The sequence below is a fragment of the Nitrobacter sp. Nb-311A genome, assembly GCF_000152905.1.
Taxonomy (GTDB): Bacteria; Pseudomonadota; Alphaproteobacteria; order Rhizobiales; family Xanthobacteraceae; genus Nitrobacter.
In genome coordinates this window covers 14,168-31,483 of the sequence record NZ_AAMY01000008.1, presented here as the reverse complement: position 1 = coordinate 31,483, position 17,316 = coordinate 14,168, and the positions used below count along the sequence as shown (strand labels likewise).

The 17,316-nt window shown below is 60.2% G+C and carries 20 protein-coding genes and 1 pseudogene; 2 read left to right on the top strand and 19 right to left on the bottom strand.

Features of this window, described 5'->3' with window-relative positions; genetic code table 11:
• Positions 1–204: 204 nt before the first annotated feature.
• The 19 genes and pseudogenes from NB311A_RS19580 to NB311A_RS22870 form a co-directional block, all read right to left on the bottom strand.
• Complete coding sequence (locus tag NB311A_RS19580) at positions 205–738, bottom strand: hypothetical protein (RefSeq protein ID WP_009797246.1); 534 nt, start codon at positions 736–738, stop codon at positions 205–207.
• The gene (locus NB311A_RS04365; protein WP_371256457.1) at positions 738–2,414 is read right to left on the bottom strand and encodes a phage terminase large subunit family protein; all 1,677 of its coding nucleotides are present in this window, start codon (positions 2,412–2,414) and stop codon (positions 738–740) included. Before NB311A_RS04365 ends, NB311A_RS19580 begins: the two co-directional genes overlap by 1 nt.
• A gap of 98 nt (positions 2,415–2,512) precedes the next feature.
• A complete protein-coding gene (locus tag NB311A_RS04360) occupies positions 2,513–2,968 on the bottom strand; it encodes a hypothetical protein (protein WP_009797244.1) in 456 nt (151 codons plus the stop codon).
• 253 nt (positions 2,969–3,221) lie between these two features.
• On the bottom strand, positions 3,222–3,785 hold the full coding sequence (locus tag NB311A_RS04355; RefSeq protein WP_009797243.1) for a phage tail protein: 564 nt from the start codon (positions 3,783–3,785) through the stop codon (positions 3,222–3,224).
• Positions 3,786–3,966: 181 nt separating this feature from the next.
• Positions 3,967–5,886 carry a phage tail tape measure protein gene (locus tag NB311A_RS19575; protein WP_050752061.1) on the bottom strand — a complete coding sequence of 640 codons (1,920 nt, stop codon included), beginning with the start codon at positions 5,884–5,886 and terminating at the stop codon, positions 3,967–3,969.
• A 136-nt stretch (positions 5,887–6,022) separates the two neighbouring features.
• Positions 6,023–6,373 (bottom strand): hypothetical protein, encoded by a 351-nt coding sequence (locus NB311A_RS04340; RefSeq protein WP_009797240.1) that lies wholly within the window; start codon positions 6,371–6,373, stop codon positions 6,023–6,025.
• 142 nt (positions 6,374–6,515) lie between these two features.
• The gene (locus NB311A_RS04335; RefSeq protein WP_009797239.1) at positions 6,516–6,839 is read right to left on the bottom strand and encodes a DUF2190 family protein; all 324 of its coding nucleotides are present in this window, start codon (positions 6,837–6,839) and stop codon (positions 6,516–6,518) included.
• Position 6,840: 1 nt separating this feature from the next.
• Entirely contained in the window at positions 6,841–7,062 is a 222-nt protein-coding gene (locus NB311A_RS04330; RefSeq protein WP_009797238.1) for a phage head-tail joining protein, read from the bottom strand.
• A gap of 2 nt (positions 7,063–7,064) precedes the next feature.
• The gene (locus NB311A_RS04325) at positions 7,065–8,882 is read right to left on the bottom strand and encodes a prohead protease/major capsid protein fusion protein (RefSeq protein ID WP_009797237.1); all 1,818 of its coding nucleotides are present in this window, start codon (positions 8,880–8,882) and stop codon (positions 7,065–7,067) included.
• A complete protein-coding gene (locus tag NB311A_RS04320) occupies positions 8,879–10,255 on the bottom strand; it encodes a phage portal protein (protein WP_009797236.1) in 1,377 nt (458 codons plus the stop codon). The genes NB311A_RS04325 and NB311A_RS04320 overlap by 4 nt, the downstream gene beginning before the upstream one ends.
• Positions 10,252–10,458 (bottom strand): hypothetical protein, encoded by a 207-nt coding sequence (locus tag NB311A_RS04315; protein ID WP_245256924.1) that lies wholly within the window; start codon positions 10,456–10,458, stop codon positions 10,252–10,254. Before NB311A_RS04315 ends, NB311A_RS04320 begins: the two co-directional genes overlap by 4 nt.
• Before the next feature lie 210 nt (positions 10,459–10,668).
• A complete protein-coding gene (locus NB311A_RS04310) occupies positions 10,669–10,995 on the bottom strand; it encodes a hypothetical protein (protein ID WP_009797234.1) in 327 nt (108 codons plus the stop codon).
• Positions 10,985–11,893: a hypothetical protein gene (locus NB311A_RS04305; RefSeq protein ID WP_131522877.1), complete on the bottom strand. Its 909-nt coding sequence runs from the start codon at positions 11,891–11,893 to the stop codon at positions 10,985–10,987. Before NB311A_RS04305 ends, NB311A_RS04310 begins: the two co-directional genes overlap by 11 nt.
• A 50-nt stretch (positions 11,894–11,943) precedes the next feature.
• A complete protein-coding gene (locus tag NB311A_RS04300; RefSeq protein WP_009797232.1) occupies positions 11,944–12,126 on the bottom strand; it encodes a hypothetical protein in 183 nt (60 codons plus the stop codon).
• The gene (locus NB311A_RS04295; RefSeq protein ID WP_009797231.1) at positions 12,123–12,305 is read right to left on the bottom strand and encodes a hypothetical protein; all 183 of its coding nucleotides are present in this window, start codon (positions 12,303–12,305) and stop codon (positions 12,123–12,125) included. The genes NB311A_RS04300 and NB311A_RS04295 overlap by 4 nt, the downstream gene beginning before the upstream one ends.
• On the bottom strand, positions 12,302–12,595 hold the full coding sequence (locus tag NB311A_RS04290) for a hypothetical protein (RefSeq protein WP_009797230.1): 294 nt from the start codon (positions 12,593–12,595) through the stop codon (positions 12,302–12,304). Before NB311A_RS04290 ends, NB311A_RS04295 begins: the two co-directional genes overlap by 4 nt.
• Before the next feature lie 126 nt (positions 12,596–12,721).
• A pseudogene (locus NB311A_RS04285) lies at positions 12,722–13,636 on the bottom strand (recombinase family protein); the annotation flags it as partial.
• Positions 13,633–14,127, bottom strand: a complete 495-nt coding sequence (locus NB311A_RS04280) for a DUF2924 domain-containing protein (protein ID WP_009797228.1) — start codon at positions 14,125–14,127, stop codon at positions 13,633–13,635. The pseudogene NB311A_RS04285 and the gene NB311A_RS04280, both read right to left, overlap by 4 nt.
• 3 nt (positions 14,128–14,130) lie before the next feature.
• Entirely contained in the window at positions 14,131–14,541 is a 411-nt protein-coding gene (locus tag NB311A_RS22870) for a DUF3489 domain-containing protein (protein ID WP_040673943.1), read from the bottom strand.
• Between the two features lie 254 nt (positions 14,542–14,795).
• Between NB311A_RS22870 and NB311A_RS20010 the strand changes: the two genes are divergently transcribed.
• Positions 14,796–15,008 (top strand): hypothetical protein, encoded by a 213-nt coding sequence (locus tag NB311A_RS20010; protein ID WP_083780376.1) that lies wholly within the window; start codon positions 14,796–14,798, stop codon positions 15,006–15,008.
• Between the two features lie 188 nt (positions 15,009–15,196).
• A complete protein-coding gene (locus NB311A_RS04260; protein ID WP_009797225.1) occupies positions 15,197–17,179 on the top strand; it encodes an ATP-binding protein in 1,983 nt (660 codons plus the stop codon).
• Positions 17,180–17,316: the final 137 nt, after the last annotated feature.

The following is a 17,316-nucleotide window of genomic DNA, read 5'->3' as shown; positions in this document are numbered from 1 at the left end:
TATACAGCCCCCGCCTTCAGCTCCACGGAGATTGGCTTTTGGCAAACGATGCAGATCCGCCCCCGCTTGGATTCTCGAAGGGCTTCGCGATTGAGCGCCCCCACGTGCTGGTGAAAGCATCGGTTATTACAATATACCTTGTCGATCCTGCCACTGTCCGGGAGCGGCTTGCCGCACCACTCGCACGCGCTCCCCCGAAGGTCATCAAATCGCATTGGGACCTCGCGCGCTGGTTAAGCTGGTCACGCCCTTCGCAACGATATCGTAGGCCGCCAACTGCTCGGCATCGCGAATTCGATAGATCAAAGCTCGATGCGACTGGTCACAAAGCTCGCTACAAAATTTCCATCGTTCGCCCTCTAGGGTGCGATGGCAACGGATGCAGCGCGTTCGGAGGATCGGCGCGAACCCATCCTGCGCCCACTCCGGCTGGCCCTCTTTCCACGTCGGCCGCCTCGCGCCGAGCCGCCTGAGCGCGTCCTTCACGACGTCCGCCGCCAGGTCGTCTGCCGCCGCCCATGACCAGCCGTTGAGGCACAGACGCGACCTCACGGCGTGCCGACATGTCGCCTCGAAGGCGAACCGCGTGGGCTCACCGCCAGCAAGGATGGATGTCACCACGCGCACGATATGCGCCCGGCGATCCTTGTTGACTTTGAAGCGCTTCTTCTTGGGCGCAATTCTTATTGCCGGAAAATCCGGCAATTTGTCCTCGGGCCCTGGCGTTCGCATCAGCATCAGCGGGCCATCCAGTCTGACTGCACAACGCGCGGTCTTTGCGCGACTTGCTCGGCTACGATGGGATTGCGAAGCTGCTCTTCGCGCGCGGACCAGTTGACGTTGACCTGCTGCCGGGCGGCGATGGCGTAGACGACGGTGTCGAGGGCTTCCGCCTGGCGGCCGGGGATCCGTTCGAACCGGCGCATGGGTTGGCCCCGATTGTAGCGCACCACCACACGCTCGGAGGCCAGCTGCTCATACCAAGCGGCCGACAAGCTGTTCGAGAACCGGACGTTCCCGCTGCGGGATAGCCGCGCGATCAGATGTGACTTGATTCCATCGATGCCGACGATCCACAGCCATCCGCCCTGGATCTTCTGCTTCGATCTCTCGATCCACGGCCGATTCCCGGCGACGCCCTTGATGGCCATGATCCGACGGCGTGCGCGGGGGAAGCAGAAGCGATACACGCGCTCCATCGTCTCGCCGTCGCCGCTATCGATGGCCGCAGCTTCGATGCCGAGCGATCCTCCGAAAGGATGGCGGAAGCGCTCCTTCAGCAGATCGTCCAGATCGCGCCAGGTCAGATCGTCCGTCGGCAGTCCCCAGATGATGCGATGGCCCAGGACGTACGCGGCCCCGCCGCTGTCCCAGCCGATGAAGGTGATCTCCAGTCGGTCGCGCTGCACGTCGACGCCTGCCGTGATCATCAGCACGTTCATGGGCAGGTCATTGAGGGAGAAGTTCTCAGCGCGCTCTGCAAGGGCGCTGTCGTCCAGCTCTTCGCCGGCCTCGCGCCACCCCTCGGCCAGGATCGTGTTGACGAACGTCTGCAGTGTCGCGGGGTCGTCTTTGCTCTGCAGGAATTCGGCTGCCAGTTTTCGCCACGACGCGTTCGCCAGCGGGCTCACCAGTGCGTTAATCCGAAAACCTGCGTGCCCCTTCACCTCGGGAGCGGTGGCGCGCCACCGGCCCGCCGTGACCATCGCTGGCTTATGCCGTTCCTCGATCACCACACCACAGCCCGGGCAGCACCAGGCCGCCTTGTCCGGTTCACCTTCCGGCCACTGGATGTCCTTCCATGCGACCTCGTGAAAGCCTGAGCACTCCGGACAGCAAACCTCGAAGATCCGCTGATCCGAACGGGCATAGGAGCGCAGGACGTGAGAGGTATCCTCGAACACCGGCGTCGAGCCGACGATGATCTTCCGATCCGGAAACGAGAGCGTCCGTTTCTCAGCCAGCATGATCGGCGAGCCCTCGGCCGTAACCTCCATGGCATCGGCTTCGTCGACGATCAGCACGCGAGCGGTGTGGGCCCGAAGGTTACGAGGTGCCTTCGCCGCCACGATCTTGAGCGAGCCGCCCAGGAAGCGGCGCGAGAGCATGGTATTTCTGTCATTCTTGCCGGGCTGGTCGCCTGACAGCTTGCCGGCAAGGGAGGGTGAAGCCTCAAACGTCGGCTCGACGTTGCTGACCATGAAGTTGCGGCAGTCATCGGCGGTCGGCAGAACAAACAGCACCGCGGCCGGCTCGTTGACCACGTGAGCGGCAAGCGTTCCGATCAGCAGCGTGGTGTAGCCAATGCGCGCCGACTTCACGACGGTGATTCTCTCGACCGCAGGGTCGCTGATGGCGTCGGCAATGCCACGCTGGAACGGGTAGAGCCGAATAGGTCCCGGAAGCGCCGACACATCGTCTGGCAGGCAAATCTCTCGCTCGATCCACTCGGAAAGCTGTAGCCGGGGCGGCGGGATCAGCGATCGCAGCGCCGCGCGTGTCAGACGCTCGCTCATTCGCCCTCTCCCAGGGCAGCCAGGGCGAGCCGCAGTTCAGCGTCGATTATATTTTTGTCTTCGGCGGTGAGGTGCGGCGCCTGCTGCCACACCCTCGAAGGCACCGCCAACAAGGCCGCTCGCACTTTGGTTAGGATATCTGCCCAGCCTCGGACGACGTCGGTGGCTGGGACAAGCTCCTTCCTGAGAGCGGCGTTCTTCAGCGCGGTGTTGTCGGCATGCTCCCGGGCCTGCCTTGCCCGCTCTGCGGTCAAGGTCGCAACCGCAGAATCACCACCCCGGCCTGAGGCCACGCCCCGCAAATGCTCGCAATAGCCACGGATGCTCTCACGGAGGAGATACTTGTCGCGCCCCGTCTTGAAGACGACGCCAGCCTGCTGATGCCGCCGGACGTGCTCCGTGGTGATGCCGATCAGATCGGCCAATTGCTTCGCGGTCACCACGTTGTCCATCGCATAACTCGCATCGTTGCCGGCGGATCAAGCCCTGATTAGGATATTGATCCCATTGCTGAAAGAGCCAACTCAGAAAACTCAAATCATTTCAATGATGAAAAACCTCCTCTAGGAATTTATGCACTGAGTGAAATCTCGGGCTGACGCGTCCCCGCTCCCCCAGGCGGCTGGGAAGGACCCACGCGGGCGAGGCAGATCGGCAACGGTGTTGCCCATTCGCCACGTCCTCGCTGTGCTGCGGTCGCGCTGGTCATCCGATCACCCTGAACAGCTCGTGCGCGATCCTCTTGGGCAGTTCGCGATCGAGCGTCGAATAGAACGCGGCCCCGGACGAGCCGGTGACCATCTCGGTCGGGATGAAGAGACCGGATCGCTTCTGCGTGATTTTCGTGCCCGACTTGTTGAGTCGCCGATAGACGTGGCCGTCGAACTTCGCGACCACCTTACGGTTCGGGAAAGCGCCGCCTTTCATGAAGGTGCCGGGATAAAGTTGCCGCTTGCCCCACGGCGCTGCAGTTACTCCCTTGCGGGTCTCTCGCGGCTTGAAATATTTCAAACGAACGTTGCCGCCCTCCGATTTGATCTCATACGATCCACCGGCGAACGATGCCTTCTTCGATGTGATGGCCTTTCGGATCGTCTTCATGGGCAAGCCGGTTTGCTTGACGAGCACTCGGCGCATCTGGGTTCGGGCCTTGTCGCCGGTGTGATTGATCGCTCGCACGAGAGCCTTAGGCGCGTCCTTGCCTGCGGCATGGAATAGGTTGCTGGCGCGGACGATCGATGAGGCGTCGAAGTGGATCGAGAGCGTCATTTGTGCCTCCCCAATCTGGCGCGAGCCGCGCTTACCTTGATCCTGAGAGAGGATGCTGCGTCGGTCGCCGCTGATTTGACGACGAACCGCGATCTCTCCGCCGCCGTTCTGACGTCACCGCGAACGAGGGCCTTGACGCCGGTGCTGATTGCCTTGGCGCGCTCTGCGCAGCCTCCACAGCTCATTGCGCACCTGCCGATCCTGCCGAAGCCGCACCCGCGTCAGGGGAGGAGTGACCTGCAGAGCCAGGTCCATTGCTGGCGCCTTGAAGCGAGCCGACGACCTTCACGACCCGTTCAAGGTCGCTTTTCATCTTCAGCAGCCCCGTGCCGTCCTCGATCGTGATTTTGGCATTCAATTCGCCGTCTACCGTTCCCTGAACGTCGACCTTGCTAGGACCGGCATCGAGGCCCTGCACGGGCGGCAATTCCAGCCGCTTCGGCCGTTCGCGCAGGTCTGGTCTGGGGATCATGCGTGAAGTGCCGGACGGCAGCGGCTCAGGCTTCGCGTTGTCGGCGGCGCGGGCCTTCTCGGCCTCGGCCTCCCGCATCTTCTTGACTTCGTCGTCGGTAAAGATGGGCGGCATCTCCCCGCCATGCAGAGCGACGCGGCCGGCATCGAGGTTGAACCGCTTCATCCGCCATTCTTGAAGCTGAGGGTCGTTGCGCAGACGGTCCTCAAGGGGATCGAGCTTCTTTTTGCCTCGCATCCTCTCCCACCATGATGGCTCCGTCTTTTTGCGCTCCGCCTCTTCCTTTTGCCTGATTTTATCGTCCAGCTCGCGGATCTGCGGATCGATGATTTGGCGCTTGCGCTTATCGGCTTCAAACTGCGCACGCTCAGCCGCCGGCAGGCTTTTAATTCGAGCGCCTTCCTCAAGTTTGCTGGAAAACCAGTCCATCGCCTTCGCGGCGCCGGCAGCAGCCATTGCCTTGCCGATGCTTTCTTTCAACCGGTCGAAGCTCTCGGCCATTCGGTTGATCGCGGCCTGGGGGCGCTCCATGACCTTGTCAAAGTCCTTCATCGCCGATCCGGCCGAGTGTGAGACGCGATTCATCACGTCCTGGAAAACGTCCTTGAAGGTCAGAAGCGCCCGCATGCCACGAGCGAACTCCATGTCGCTGAACAGCTGCGGGATCTTGGACAGATCGCCCTTCGTGGCTTTCTCGGTCAGCTCGGTAAACACGGTCAGCAGGTCTTTGCCTTCTTTACGCGCCTCCTTCATCTCCTTGCGCAGGTCGATACCGAACTTCTTGAACCGCTTGGATGTCTCCTCGCTCTCCATCTTGGCGAAGATGTTCTGGACGGACGACGCGGCTTCTTCCGTTGAGCCGGTACCGGCGCGAATGGTCTGCAGCACCGCGACAATGCGCTTCAAACCTTCCTCGCCCTTGAGGCCGATCGCTGCCGCTGCCGGTGCGATCGAGGCCATATACCTGGCCATGTCCTTCAGCTCGAACTTTCCGGCCTTGCCTGACGTGACCAAGACGTCGAAGGCGGATTGCATCTTGGTGGTCGAGATGCCGAGAGACTGATTGAGTGCCAGCGTTGTGGTCGCCATGTCTTGAACTTCGGCGCCGGCCGCCTGAGCCGTCTTGGCGATGGCAGGTAGCGCCGGCATCGCTTTGTCGAGATCGAGGCCGCCGGCGACCAGGCTTTCGAGACCCTTCGTTACTTCGTCGAAGGACTTGCCGCTGCCATAAGCCAGGTCACGGACCGACTTATTGAGGCCGTCGATCTGTTCTTTCGTGGCGTCCGCGGTGATGCCGATGCGGGTGAGCGCGAGGTCGGTGTCGGCATAGCGTTTGACCGCCTGAACGCCGCCATAGGCCGCCGCTGCGGGGCCAAGCACACCGAGTCCAATCGGCGGGATGATCGGCGGGAATACACCGCCTTCGCGGCGTGACATCCCACGCGCGCCTACTACACCGGCCGCGGCTCTGCCTGCACCACCTGCGCGCATGGCCGCACTGTTCACTCTGCGGTTGGCCGTTTCGGCCGTATGCATCAGATTGCGAAGCCGTCGCGCGACATGATCGAAGACTCCGCCCGTCGCGTCCTTGGCGGTGATGACGGCCTTTGCCTCGATCACTCTGGTCACTTGGCGGACTTCCTTTTCCTGAACGCAATCGCGCGATCAAGCCAGTTGAAGATTTCGGTGACGGTCATCCCCTGCACGGAGAACGGATCGAAACCGAGATCGAAAACGAGAATGTCAGCGGCGTCGAAGATGTCTCCTACGCCGCCGCCTTGAAAAAACTGAGGACAGCATCCTTCAGCGCCAGAGCGTCCCGGTAGTCGACTTGAGCCAGGAGCCCCGTATCGATCACCTCGCCTTTGTCATCGAGCAACAACGCGTTGAGGTATTTCTCGATAATCCCCATGTCTTCGTGCGGGAGGATCGCGCCGTTAAAGACGATCATTGCGGCGGGATCGCCAAAGCTCATGATGTCTCTGTATTTGGGCGGCCGGAGGCGAACGACATCAATGGTTCGTCCACCATGCGCCCGCATCGGTACGTGCAGGCGGCAAACCCGCGTGCCGTCCGGTTCGATGCTAAATCGCTCTTTGGTTTCGCTTTCAGCCATGACTATCCTGCCACGTGAGAATGAATTGCAGCCTTGCCGGCCTTGACCTCACTGAGTACGCCATCGCGCGGAAAGAGGAGGCCAGCTTTTCGTTGTTCGACTGGCTGCGTCGCCGTCAAGAAAGGCTCCGCGCGAAATCAGGTCAGATCGAGAGCCGAACGACGCCGGTGGCCGAGGGATTGTCGGCGCCCTCAACGGCGTTGCCAATAAATAAGTTTGTCGAGACGGTCGTCGTTAGAACGCTATTCCCAGCGTCCCAATAAACCTTCGCGCCTTGCGTCCAGGCTTGCGCGCTGGTCTTCGGGAGCACGAATATTCCAGTGGTTTTGATCTCGACGACAGCGCCGTTCGCAGCGTCGGCGGTGGCGACGCCGAACAACGTGCCGACGACGACAAGATCACCGGATGCAACATCGGCGGGCGCAGTCACCGGGACGATGTCTCCGGGTTGGATAAAATTCTTCATGTCAGAGTCCTTTGGAGGTGAAGGGCATGAACGTTCGGACGCGGGTGTTGGTCATGGCCGCGATCCGTCGCTCGAGATCAGAGATCGCGGCGGCCATTTCGGCGTCCGATTTGTATTCCGCGATCTGGGTGCTGTCGGCCGAGCGAACCTCCACGCGCCGCACACCAGAGGCGCGAGCCTTACGGAGCGTCTCAAGCTGCGCCTGGAGGACGTCGACCGACATCGCTATGCGCCAGCGTTTTTCACGGCGCCGCGGAAGTCAATCGCACCGACTGCGAAGTCGAGCGACGCGGCCACCTTGATCGCCTGAGTGTCGAAGTCACGTTCGGTGCGGACCTGCGGACCTTCAGAGCCTGCGACATAGCCGTAGATGACGGTCGGCGCGACACCGGGAGCGGAGAAGATGTACCACTCATTCCCGGTGATGTTCGCGTCGACCACCAACTCGGCGAAGCCTGACCAAACGTTTACATCCGACGCCTTGGCGGCCACGATCGCGGCGAGAAGCTGACGGGCGGCGACTTCCTTTGCCGGCCCGCAAATGAGATAGGTAGGTTGCAAATTGAGCTTCAGGCCATCGAGGCTTGTCTGTGCCCGAAGCTGCGCCACCGCCAGTGCGACGTTCGTCGTATCGATCGTCGAAGGCGAGCTGGCGAGGTTGGCGTGATCGGTATGGAAGAGCGCCTTCGTGTCCGACAGCGCCGCGTTGGTCGCGAGGACCGCGTAGGCCTTAGCGTTCTCGTCAGCCGCCGCTCGGGTGGCGATCATGCTTGAGAAGTCCGACAGCGCGGAAAGGTCGTCGTTAATCAGCGCGCGGCGGCCGATGGCGATTCCGGTACCATACTCCTTCGCCCGAACCTTCTCCGCGTTCTCGCTGATCGTGCCGTACTTGACCTCGCCGCCCTCGTTGATCTCCTTGAAGGACGGGAAATCGCCGACGCGCAGGAAGCTGTGATCGCGGAAGTCGGAGAACGGCTTGCGAGCCGCCCACTTTCTATAGGTCGGCGCCGCAACCTGGTAGTTGGCGAGCAGCGCCTTGTTCGCAGCATCGGCGAGCAACAGCGGGAAGTCGCTGGTCGAATGAGCGCCGACCGCTCGCTGCAGGAGCGCGTCCTGGTCGCGAAGGTTGATGCGCTCGCCGGCAGCGGCGGCCAAGTCACCGACCATATCCAGCACACGGTGACCGCGGAACTCCACCGATCGACCTTCCAGCTTACAGGCGGCCGGTGCGATACGGTGAGCCAGAGCGTCGGCCATAGCCGAGCGGATCGCCACCGGATCGGTGTGATCGTTGATGATGACGGCGCCCGTGTTGCGGATTGAAGCCGCTGCGGACGATCGCTCCGACATCGCCGACAACGCGGCGGCGCGGACTTGATCGAGACTGGCGTCGGCGTCGATCTGCCGATCGATCCATGCCTGATCCAATCCCGCGGTGCGAGCGATGCTGCGGATCTCGACGTTAATGGCAGCGCGCGTCATGGTGGTGGGCTCCGTCGTGGCCGGTACAGTGGCCGCCGCCGGCGTGGGTTCGGTTTTTGCGTTCGCTTCAGGCATTGGAAGACTCCGAGTTGTAGCGGCCTGATCGGCCGGCACGGCGACGAGTGAAGCTTCGAGCACGTTGAAGGCCGTCGCCCGCTTCTCGCGCCGTTTGGTGGTGGGGTTCATTTGCTCGGCCCAGGCCGACACGCTGTAGCCGATCGAGACGCCGTATTTCGTTCCGTCGCCAAGCTCTGCGGCGATGCGCTGTGCCATTGGAGAATGAGCCGAGAGCCGCGCCGTGCCGATCAACTTGCCTCGCTCGAGGCGGACATTGCTGACCTCGCCGAGCCGGCCTTCCAGACCGGACCGGTTGTGGCTGTCGAGCAGGGGCAAGAGCGAAGGCGCCGTTGCGCCGCGCAAGTCCAGGATCTCGTCGTACGGACCGGAGAAGTCGTGACGCTCCACCGCGACGCCGACCGAGAGCACGACGTCGAACGTGCGCTGCTCGGCGTTCCAGCTCGATGCCTTGACCGGCGCTTCGCGGGTGAGAATTTCCGTCATGCGGCCACCACTGTTTGAGGCTTCGTCGGTGCGGTGAAGGTCAAGCCGAGCGCATCGGCCCTGGCATTGTCGGCGGCAACTTCAGCGTCGAGCGCCTCGATGTCGACCCCGCGGGAGGTGACTGCCTCGCGTCGGGACATCAGGCCGCCGGCGATGGCATCAAGCTCGGCCTGGACGTCTTTCCACGGATCCACCCATTGCTGTTTCGGAGTGATGAATTTCACCGGCATCACGGCATCGAGCGTAGTCGCCACGCGACCGCTCAGGACTTCGGTTGCCGCCCATCGGCGCCAGATTGGGCGGAGAGCCTGAAACGCAATGACATTGTGCTGGATGGCTTCGACGCGACGACGCCACTCGACCAAGCCAGCGCGGATGCTGCTGTAATTCACGTCTGATAGGTCGCCGGTCAGTACCGATGCCGGCAGGCCGAGGCCAACCGCGATCTCACGTTCGGTGATTTTCGCGAAGTCAATAACTTCTGTACCGATGCGGGCCGGCGTGCTGAACGTCACGCTCTGGCCCGGATCGAGGAATTTCAGGGTGCCAGGTTCCAGACCTCCGACCAGGTTCGATCCGTTCTGCTCGCCTTCGAATGGCTGACCACTTCCGTCGCCGTTGGTGATGAAGCCGGTGAGCAGAGCCCCGATCTTTTGTCTGACGAGCTGCGCATCGCGCCAACTATCGAGGTCCACCATGCGGAGCAACACCGGCGCAAACCAGCTGATGCCGCGTACCTGTCCGGGCGTTTCCGGCCTGAACATATGCACGACATCTTCCGCCGGAACGCGACGTGGCGTCAGCGCCAGTTGAGCGAATGGGGCTCCCGATCGGTCTGGCAGGATGTGATAGGCGACCCGCCGGCCGCTGGTATCGAATTCGACGCCTTGGATGATCCGCGCACCGCCCGCCAGTTCGCGGTTCAAGCTTGCGTCGACCTGATCGGAGTCGATCAGGCGAAGCCGCAGGCCCTCGGGGGCGTTTAATTTCAGAGCGAAGGATTCACCGTCGACGACCATGCGGCGAACAAGGACGCCTTGCAGTCCGTAGTAATCGGTGAGGCCGTCGGCGTCGGCATCATCGGTCCAGGCTTCGAACGCGAGATTAAGGCGGCCACGGACCGCGGGATCAGCATGTCCGCTCTGTGGCTTAATTCCGCTGCCGACCAGTGCGGAGACCCAGGCTTCAACGCCGGACGCTGCTAGTGCGTTGTTGGCGGCGAGATACCGAGCGCGTCGAGCGAGAGGGCCGCGTGCCGCATTCATCGCGGCCAAGGTGACCGGCATGTCCGGCTGACCGCGCCAGCGTCGACCACCGGCGGCTCCTTCGTAACTGCGCTGAAAGATCCTGGCGATCAGGCGCGGCATCTTCATCGAATGCCGCCCACATCGCCGGGTTCGAACACCCCGGGAATCTCGGCGCCGTCTTCGATCAGCTTCTCGGCAGCGGCTCTGATGCAAAACTCGGAAACACCGACGCCAACGCGATCAGCGGCGGCGAAGATCGCATCGCGGCATGGCGCTGTTACGCGCGCTCCGGCAAGTGAGAGATTGACGATTGATGTCCGACGGCTCATGGCCACAATCGAACACATCATCTTTGGCGCGCATACTCGACACGTGTGGACACGTTCGGACGATTTAGAGGGCGACATCGGAGAGTTTGCAGAGCTCTGCAAACTTTCAGAGGGCAGTTCGGCGGATGGGGGAGCGGGATATGTTTATCAAGTTTGATAAATAGTCTGACCGGGGCCTGCGAAAGTGTGCCACGCTTGGCACACATTCATTTAGAGCGGCCGAGGCCGGTGCACCGACATGCCGACGTGATCGAAATAGCGGCGCACGCGGGGATGCTCTCGGTCACCGGAGCGGAGAAGCTCTAAGGCAACGATGTCACCATGTGCGACCATCACCAACGCCGGAGCGCTGATCTCCAGCGGAGCGGCAGGGCCAGCTTGGCGGGCGATACCGTAACGATGGCACCACCGGCGGATCGTTCGTTCGTTCCGAGCAACAAGCCGCACAGCGTTCTTCAACACGATCACGTCGTCGTTCTCGACGAGGATCGGGGCCGGGGGCAAAATATCCAGCGGGAGGAGGGCCTCATGCTGCATGCCGTCGACCTCTCGCGGCCGCCCGGATCGTGCTCGGGTACAGCGACCCTCGCATCAACTCTCGCCGCAGCCAACAGAACTTCGCGTCGCCCATGGCAATCGCAATTCGAACGCCTCGATCCGGATCTCCGTCGCCCAATTCGTCGAGTAATCGCATTTCGGCAAGCTGCTCATGCGGAATTGCCGGCAACGGCTGCTCTTTCGGCCTATCCTCTCGGTAATCATCCATACTAACGATCCTGATTGTTGATGATTTAACCTCTACCTTCTTCTTAGGTAGTCTTCCCTGAACTTGGCTGGTCTTATTGACGCCAGCACGTCGAGCGCCTGCGCGGATAGCGCGTCGCTTCTCGTTGTAACGGTCTCGCCGGGCACGCTCGCGTCCGGCCTTGTCGAGATCAATGGAGCCAGTCCGGCGCAACCCCAGGTGCTGCCGCTCCGCATAGGTGAGGTTGAGGATCTTCGCGCGCTCGTCGGCGGTGTAATGCCGAGGCGTCGCGCGCATGCACTGCTCGAGGTCTGACATCGGCAAACCGAACTCGCGGACGTATTTGATGGCGTCCCTGGCATCCCCACGGAGCCGCAGGTCGTTGATGAGTAGCGCGAACTGGTCCGGGGTTATCTTCTTGCGGAAGCGACACACGGCCAGCGTTTCGCCAAAGAAGTGGTTCCTGACGGCAAACGGAACGGCTTTGGGCTTGCGAGGCTTCCGGCGCCTGGGCTGCCACGCGGGCATGCCGAACAGACGGCGGTAGTGGTCCTTCAAGGCAATCTCATCGACGTTGTCGCGGAACACCTTGATCCCGATATCGTCGCCATTGTCCCAGATGTGGACGCTGCGGTCGGTCTTCTTCTTCCCCGGGAACGGCGCGGCGACATACGCCTTCCGACCGCGCATAACGCGGCCTCCGGCCCTCGCTGCCATTGATTCCAGGGAAGGGACCATGATCAGGCGACCAGCAACGCTGCGACGCGCCGATACGCGACCTTCAGCTTCCTGAACGTGCCAAGGGTCTCTCCATCCGAGTCAACGGCCCGAAAGGTGCCGTCATCCAAGGCAACGATGAAGCCGACGATCTGGTTGTCGCACGCTACGGTGTAGCTGCCGATGACGTCGGGTTTGGCCTTCATGCCGCCACCCCACTGATGGCCTTGGAGGCCTCAATGCGGGATCGGAATGAGCCGATGATCTCACCGTCTACAGTGACGGCCTGGTGCTCCCCGTCGTCCATTTCGAGGACGTGGCCTAGAAGCTGGCGGCCCTCGTAGACAGCAAGGTCGACAATGACCTTTGAGGCGGTGCGCTTCATGGCGTCGCCCCATTGGCCAACGCCTCGGCCTGCTCGTCGCTGTGATCACAATAGAGTTTTGTCTGCGGGCCGTCGGGGTCGTCGTCCTCGTCCATCACCGCCATGCAGACCGCCAGCAGCACCTCCTTTGTGAACAGCGGAGACAATCCGCAGAGAGCCTCCTTCAATTCCATTTTCACGACCGCTAAGGCGCTATTGGCCGTGGCCGCGTCCTTAATTTCGCGCGTCCGTATGAATGCGCCGGACTTCAGTTCCAGCATCTCGCGAACGTTTTTGCGCTGTTCGCTCATGACCACGCCTCCGCCGCGATACGGTCAAGGCGGTCGGCAAGATCGGCCCAGAAGCTCAAGCAACGGTACGAGGGCCACTTCCTATTAGGACCGCGCCGGGTAGCCTCTGCGATGGCCCTAAGTTCCGTCGAACAGCAATCCGGAGAGAAGTGCTTTGGATTTTTGCCTGGCTCTGGTCCGATGAGACCATTGTTCGGTCAGTTTCGCCTGGACGGCCTCGAACAGGGATCGCTCGAGCAAAGGCGGTTGCGGCCCGGGCAGCACCTCACCCTTGAATGCCACTTCGCCGATATAGAACCGGTTGCGCAGCATGTAGAACAGCGGCCCCTGGGTGAAGGGAACGCCGCCCCTGACGGCACCGGTCGAGAGCTTGCGGACCTTGGAGGTCAGTCCCTTGCTCTTGAGATCGGCGACCAGGCGATTGACGCTTCCTAGTTCAAGGTAGCGCTCGAATATGAGCCGAACGGTTTTTGCCTCGTTTGGGTGAATGGAGAGCTTGCCATCGCTCAGCGCGTAACCGAGCGGCACAATGCCTCCAACCCAGAGGCCCTTGCGCTTGGAGGCGGCGATCTTGTCGCGGATGCGCTCGGCAGTGACCTCGCGCTCGAACTGGGCGAAGGACAGAAGAACATTCAGGGTCAAACGGCCCATCGATGTTGTGGTGTTGAACTGCTGGGTCACCGAGACAAATGACACGTTATGAGCATCGAACAGCTCAACCAACTTGGCGAAGTCGGCCAGAGAGCGTGTCAGGCGGTCGACTTTATAGACAACGATGACATTGATTTTGCGGGCCCGGACATCGTCGAGTAGCTTTTGCAGGGCAGGGCGGTCGGTTGATCCGCCCGAAAACCCGCCATCGTCATAGCGCGCCCTGATCAGCGTCCAGCCCGCATGCGTCTGACTACGGATATAGGCCTCGGATGCATCGTATTGAGCATCGAGCGAGTTGAATTCCTGATCGAGCCCGGCATCGGTCGAAACCCGGGTATAGATCGCACACCGGACGGATTTGCCAGACACCGATTTACCAGACGTCATTGCGGCTTCGCAGTTGCAGCTCGCAGGCCAAAGAACCTCGGCCCGTTCCATCTGGTCCCGGTGATGGCAAGGGCGACCTTGGACAGGCTGTCATAGGTTTTGCCCTCAAACCCAAAGCCATCGGCGAGCACCATGACCCGATGGTCACGGCCCTTCCATTCGCGGGTCAGGATGGCGCCCGGCGTGAGCTCCTGGTTGCGCTGATCGACCTTGTCGGTCAGCCTGGTGATTGCAGCCGATCCCTCTGATCCTACGACAGTCTTCAAGATCTGTACCATCCCCGCATCGAGGTCGCCGAAGGCATCGGCCTGAATGCGATAGGCGAGCATGGCGAACAACAGATGTTTGGGCAGGTGAACGGGAGCTGAGCGACCCGCCACGCCCTGCCAACGGAGACGAAGGGCCTTGAGATCGAGATCACGGAGACGCTCGATTTCGATCTCAAGAGAGGCTGCATCGACGGTGCGACGTGATTGTCTGCGCGGCGCCATCGATCAGGCGGCCGTAGCCGATTTGCCGACCTCATCCGCTGCAGGTTTGATGCGATAGCGCCGGACCTCGTCAACCAGTTCGGACTCAAGATTGAGCTTCAGCTTCTTGCGAACGACACGGGCAAAGAAGCCGCGCACCGAATGCGACTGCCAACCCGTCGCCTTTGCGATGGCGTCGATCGTGCAACCGTCTGGCGATCGCAGCAGAGCGAGCACTCGAGCTTGCTTGGAATCAGTGCGAGCTTCCGATGCTTTGGTTGGCAAGGCGGATGAGCCAGCAGTCGGCGATGCCTTCGATGCCGCCGGCCTCTTTATCTTAGTGCCAACTCGTTTGGCTTTGGCCGATCGGGTCGCGGCTAATTTTGAGGCAGGTTGCCTGGTCGCGGCTGGCTGCTTTGCTTTGGCCTTCGTCATGGGGATCTCCGACATTGCGGGGCATCCATCGCGCCCCACCGCCGCGGCCCCGCAATGGCCAAGGCCGGCGGGTCAGGATCCTGACGAGCCTATTCGCTCGCTATAACAGCCGTAGTAACGCTCCGTTGCCACAGCAAAGCCAGTCCTTTCTTAGCAATCTTGTTGCGCGTTTCTTGGATTTGATGTCGGCGATCTCGGACCGGCACCAGACTACGAATCTGGGGGTCAGGAGTTCGAATCTCTTCGGGCGCGCCATGCATGATCTCCACGAATTGGTTACCCTATCGGCTCTGGAGTGGGAGGAGATCAAGCGCGCCGACGCTTACTACGCCGGCAAGGTCTTCGAGTATCCTCAAATGTTTGAAGCCGTTCGTGCCTATCCGAACGATCCTGAGATTTCGCATCTTATGACTTCGGCCGAAAAGCTTGTGGCAGGTCTTTACCGCCCTTGTTTGGAGGCGGCGTGATACTGTTCTCAAGACATTGTTTGCCCCCCTGTTAGCGAATCGCCCCGGTTTTCGTATCGACGGCGAACGCCAAGAAGAGCAAGCCGCTGCCCTCGGATCTCGCATTAGCATTGTATCTTCGGCTAAGCCCGCATTGCCCCAGTGTGGTCACGCGATATACTCCGTGTCCTTCGCGGGGGCTGTAACTTATGGATGCAATTGTTGGGACCAGTAACAACTGGCGGAACGATCCGGCTGGAAGAATCGCCAACATATCTCTGGCTCCCAACCAGAAGAACTCCCTGTTTCCGCTTTTCGAAGCGATCATGAATTCGATTCAGGCGATCGAGGAGCGTTTCGGTCGCGACCAGATTTCGTCGGGGAATGTTCGTGTTACAGTCATCCGGACTGGGGATGGGGACTGTACAGGCTTCACAGTCAGCGACAACGGAATCGGATTCAATCAGCAAAACCTCGATTCGTTTGTCAAAATGGACTCTCAAAAGAAGGCGTCCATAGGCGGCAAAGGCGTCGGGCGGCTTTTATGGTTGAAAGTCGTCGACTCTGTTCGAATTGAAAGCCTCTTCTCTGACGCACAGGGCGTAAGCCGTGTGGTCTTCGACTTCTGCCTCGACGACCCTATTCGGAATATTGAGTACTCCGATGGCGCGGCGGTCGAACATATCGGAACGACCATCGAACTGTTTCCCTATAAGGACACCTACGCGAGACCGATCCCGCGAAAGGTCGCAACGATCGCTAGCCGCGTGCTTGCCCATTTCATCAGCTATTTCGTGAATATCAGTCAGCCAAAGATCGAGATTATCGACGGCGCCAAAAGCATCGATCTGTTCGATCAATTCACATCGGTTACTGAACGCGATCAAGATTTCAGATTTGTGCTGACACTCTCGACAGGAGAGTTTGAGTTTGTCTGCCATTGCTTTCTTCTTCCCAAGTCGATTTCAGACGACGAGAACAGCACGAACGCCTTGTATCTGGGTGCTAACGGCCGGGCGGTTAAACGCTACGAGCTGGATGCGGTTCTGGGCATGAGAGCAATCGACGATAAATATGCCTATCTCAGTTACGTTGAGTCTGAGATTTTGAATGACACGGCCAATGACACCCGCACTGAATTTTCGCTCTCTGACGATGATCTCGAAATAATCGTCAACGCTGCCAAGGCGAAAGCTAGGGAGTTCCTGGCGCCGGAGATCACGGATATTCGCGAGCGGCAGGAGAAAGTTGTCGCATCATTGAGGGTCGAACATCCTCGATTTCTAAGTGTTGCACGCGACAGCAAGGAGTTCGCCAACAATCTGCACCTCTCTATGCAGAAGGAAGAGGATGTATTCGTCGAACTTTCACGGCAATCGCTTCGGCAATACAAACGGCGCAAAAAGGCATTCCTGACGTCCGTTAAGAAGAAATTGCCGGACATCACGGCCAAAGCTCAAGAATATGTGGCCGGGCTTCAGAGTGAATCGGTCTCTTCGCTGGCCGAGTACGTCATGAAGCGCAAAATGATCTTGGAAGTCTTTGAGGAGAGCCTCAAATACACTGATATCCAGGCCAAACTTTCGGACTATGAAGACGTTGTTCATGACATCGTGTGCCCGCTGCGATCGACGTCAGAAGAACTTGATTATGAAGATCACAATCTCTGGATTGTCGACGACCGTCTCGCCTTCTTCTCATATTTCAATTCCGATAAACAAATGAAGACCCAAATCGCCAACCCCGCCAACCCTGTTGATCGCCCCGATATCTCGGTTTTCGACGTTAGCCTTGGATTCCAGAATATCGACCAGTCGCAGCCGATCACGATCATTGAGTTCAAGCGCCCAAAAAGAGATGATTACACCCTTGAGAAAAATCCGATCACTCAAGTGAGAAAATACGTCGATGATATGAGAAAGTCTGGCGAGGCCATCAAATACGATGGCACTCCGCTTCGTCAAATTGCCGAAACAACTCCATTTGTTTGCCACGTCATCGCCGACGTAACGCCCTCGCTCCGGACGGTCATGAAGGCATTGGGGCCGTTCCATCAGAAAGTCGGGTCAGGCACCTATTACCGCTGGGACGACGCCTTCAACATTTTCATCGAGATCTCGTCCTTTAAGGACGTGCTGGATTCGGCCAAGCTTCGAAACAAAGCCTTCTTCGAAAAGATCGGGCTGATGTAACGCGGCGCTATTCTAGCGAGCAGCATCGGCGTCACCGTGGCTCGGCGGGAACGTTGGCAACGCGGACGGCTTGCACTCGCTGATGATCTGAGCCGCTGAAGACCGTTTTGTGGTATGTCGTTGGGTAGCCTGAGCCA

Coding starts and splice junctions, on each gene's coding strand:
- NB311A_RS19580 (WP_009797246.1), bottom strand. CDS start 738: ATGCTGATGCGAACGCCAGGGCCCGAGGACAAATTGCCGGATTTTCCG.
- NB311A_RS04360 (WP_009797244.1), bottom strand. CDS start 2,968: ATGGACAACGTGGTGACCGCGAAGCAATTGGCCGATCTGATCGGCATC.
- NB311A_RS04355 (WP_009797243.1), bottom strand. CDS start 3,785: ATGACGCTCTCGATCCACTTCGACGCCTCATCGATCGTCCGCGCCAGC.
- NB311A_RS04340 (WP_009797240.1), bottom strand. CDS start 6,373: ATGGCTGAAAGCGAAACCAAAGAGCGATTTAGCATCGAACCGGACGGC.
- NB311A_RS04335 (WP_009797239.1), bottom strand. CDS start 6,839: ATGAAGAATTTTATCCAACCCGGAGACATCGTCCCGGTGACTGCGCCC.
- NB311A_RS04330 (WP_009797238.1), bottom strand. CDS start 7,062: ATGTCGGTCGACGTCCTCCAGGCGCAGCTTGAGACGCTCCGTAAGGCT.
- NB311A_RS04325 (WP_009797237.1), bottom strand. CDS start 8,882: ATGACGGAAATTCTCACCCGCGAAGCGCCGGTCAAGGCATCGAGCTGG.
- NB311A_RS04320 (WP_009797236.1), bottom strand. CDS start 10,255: ATGAAGATGCCGCGCCTGATCGCCAGGATCTTTCAGCGCAGTTACGAA.
- NB311A_RS04315 (WP_245256924.1), bottom strand. CDS start 10,458: ATGAGCCGTCGGACATCAATCGTCAATCTCTCACTTGCCGGAGCGCGC.
- NB311A_RS04310 (WP_009797234.1), bottom strand. CDS start 10,995: ATGCAGCATGAGGCCCTCCTCCCGCTGGATATTTTGCCCCCGGCCCCG.
- NB311A_RS04305 (WP_131522877.1), bottom strand. CDS start 11,893: ATGCGCGGTCGGAAGGCGTATGTCGCCGCGCCGTTCCCGGGGAAGAAG.
- NB311A_RS04300 (WP_009797232.1), bottom strand. CDS start 12,126: ATGAAGGCCAAACCCGACGTCATCGGCAGCTACACCGTAGCGTGCGAC.
- NB311A_RS04295 (WP_009797231.1), bottom strand. CDS start 12,305: ATGAAGCGCACCGCCTCAAAGGTCATTGTCGACCTTGCTGTCTACGAG.
- NB311A_RS04290 (WP_009797230.1), bottom strand. CDS start 12,595: ATGAGCGAACAGCGCAAAAACGTTCGCGAGATGCTGGAACTGAAGTCC.
- NB311A_RS04280 (WP_009797228.1), bottom strand. CDS start 14,127: ATGGCGCCGCGCAGACAATCACGTCGCACCGTCGATGCAGCCTCTCTT.
- NB311A_RS22870 (WP_040673943.1), bottom strand. CDS start 14,541: ATGACGAAGGCCAAAGCAAAGCAGCCAGCCGCGACCAGGCAACCTGCC.
- NB311A_RS20010 (WP_083780376.1), top strand. CDS start 14,796: ATGCATGATCTCCACGAATTGGTTACCCTATCGGCTCTGGAGTGGGAG.
- NB311A_RS04260 (WP_009797225.1), top strand. CDS start 15,197: ATGGATGCAATTGTTGGGACCAGTAACAACTGGCGGAACGATCCGGCT.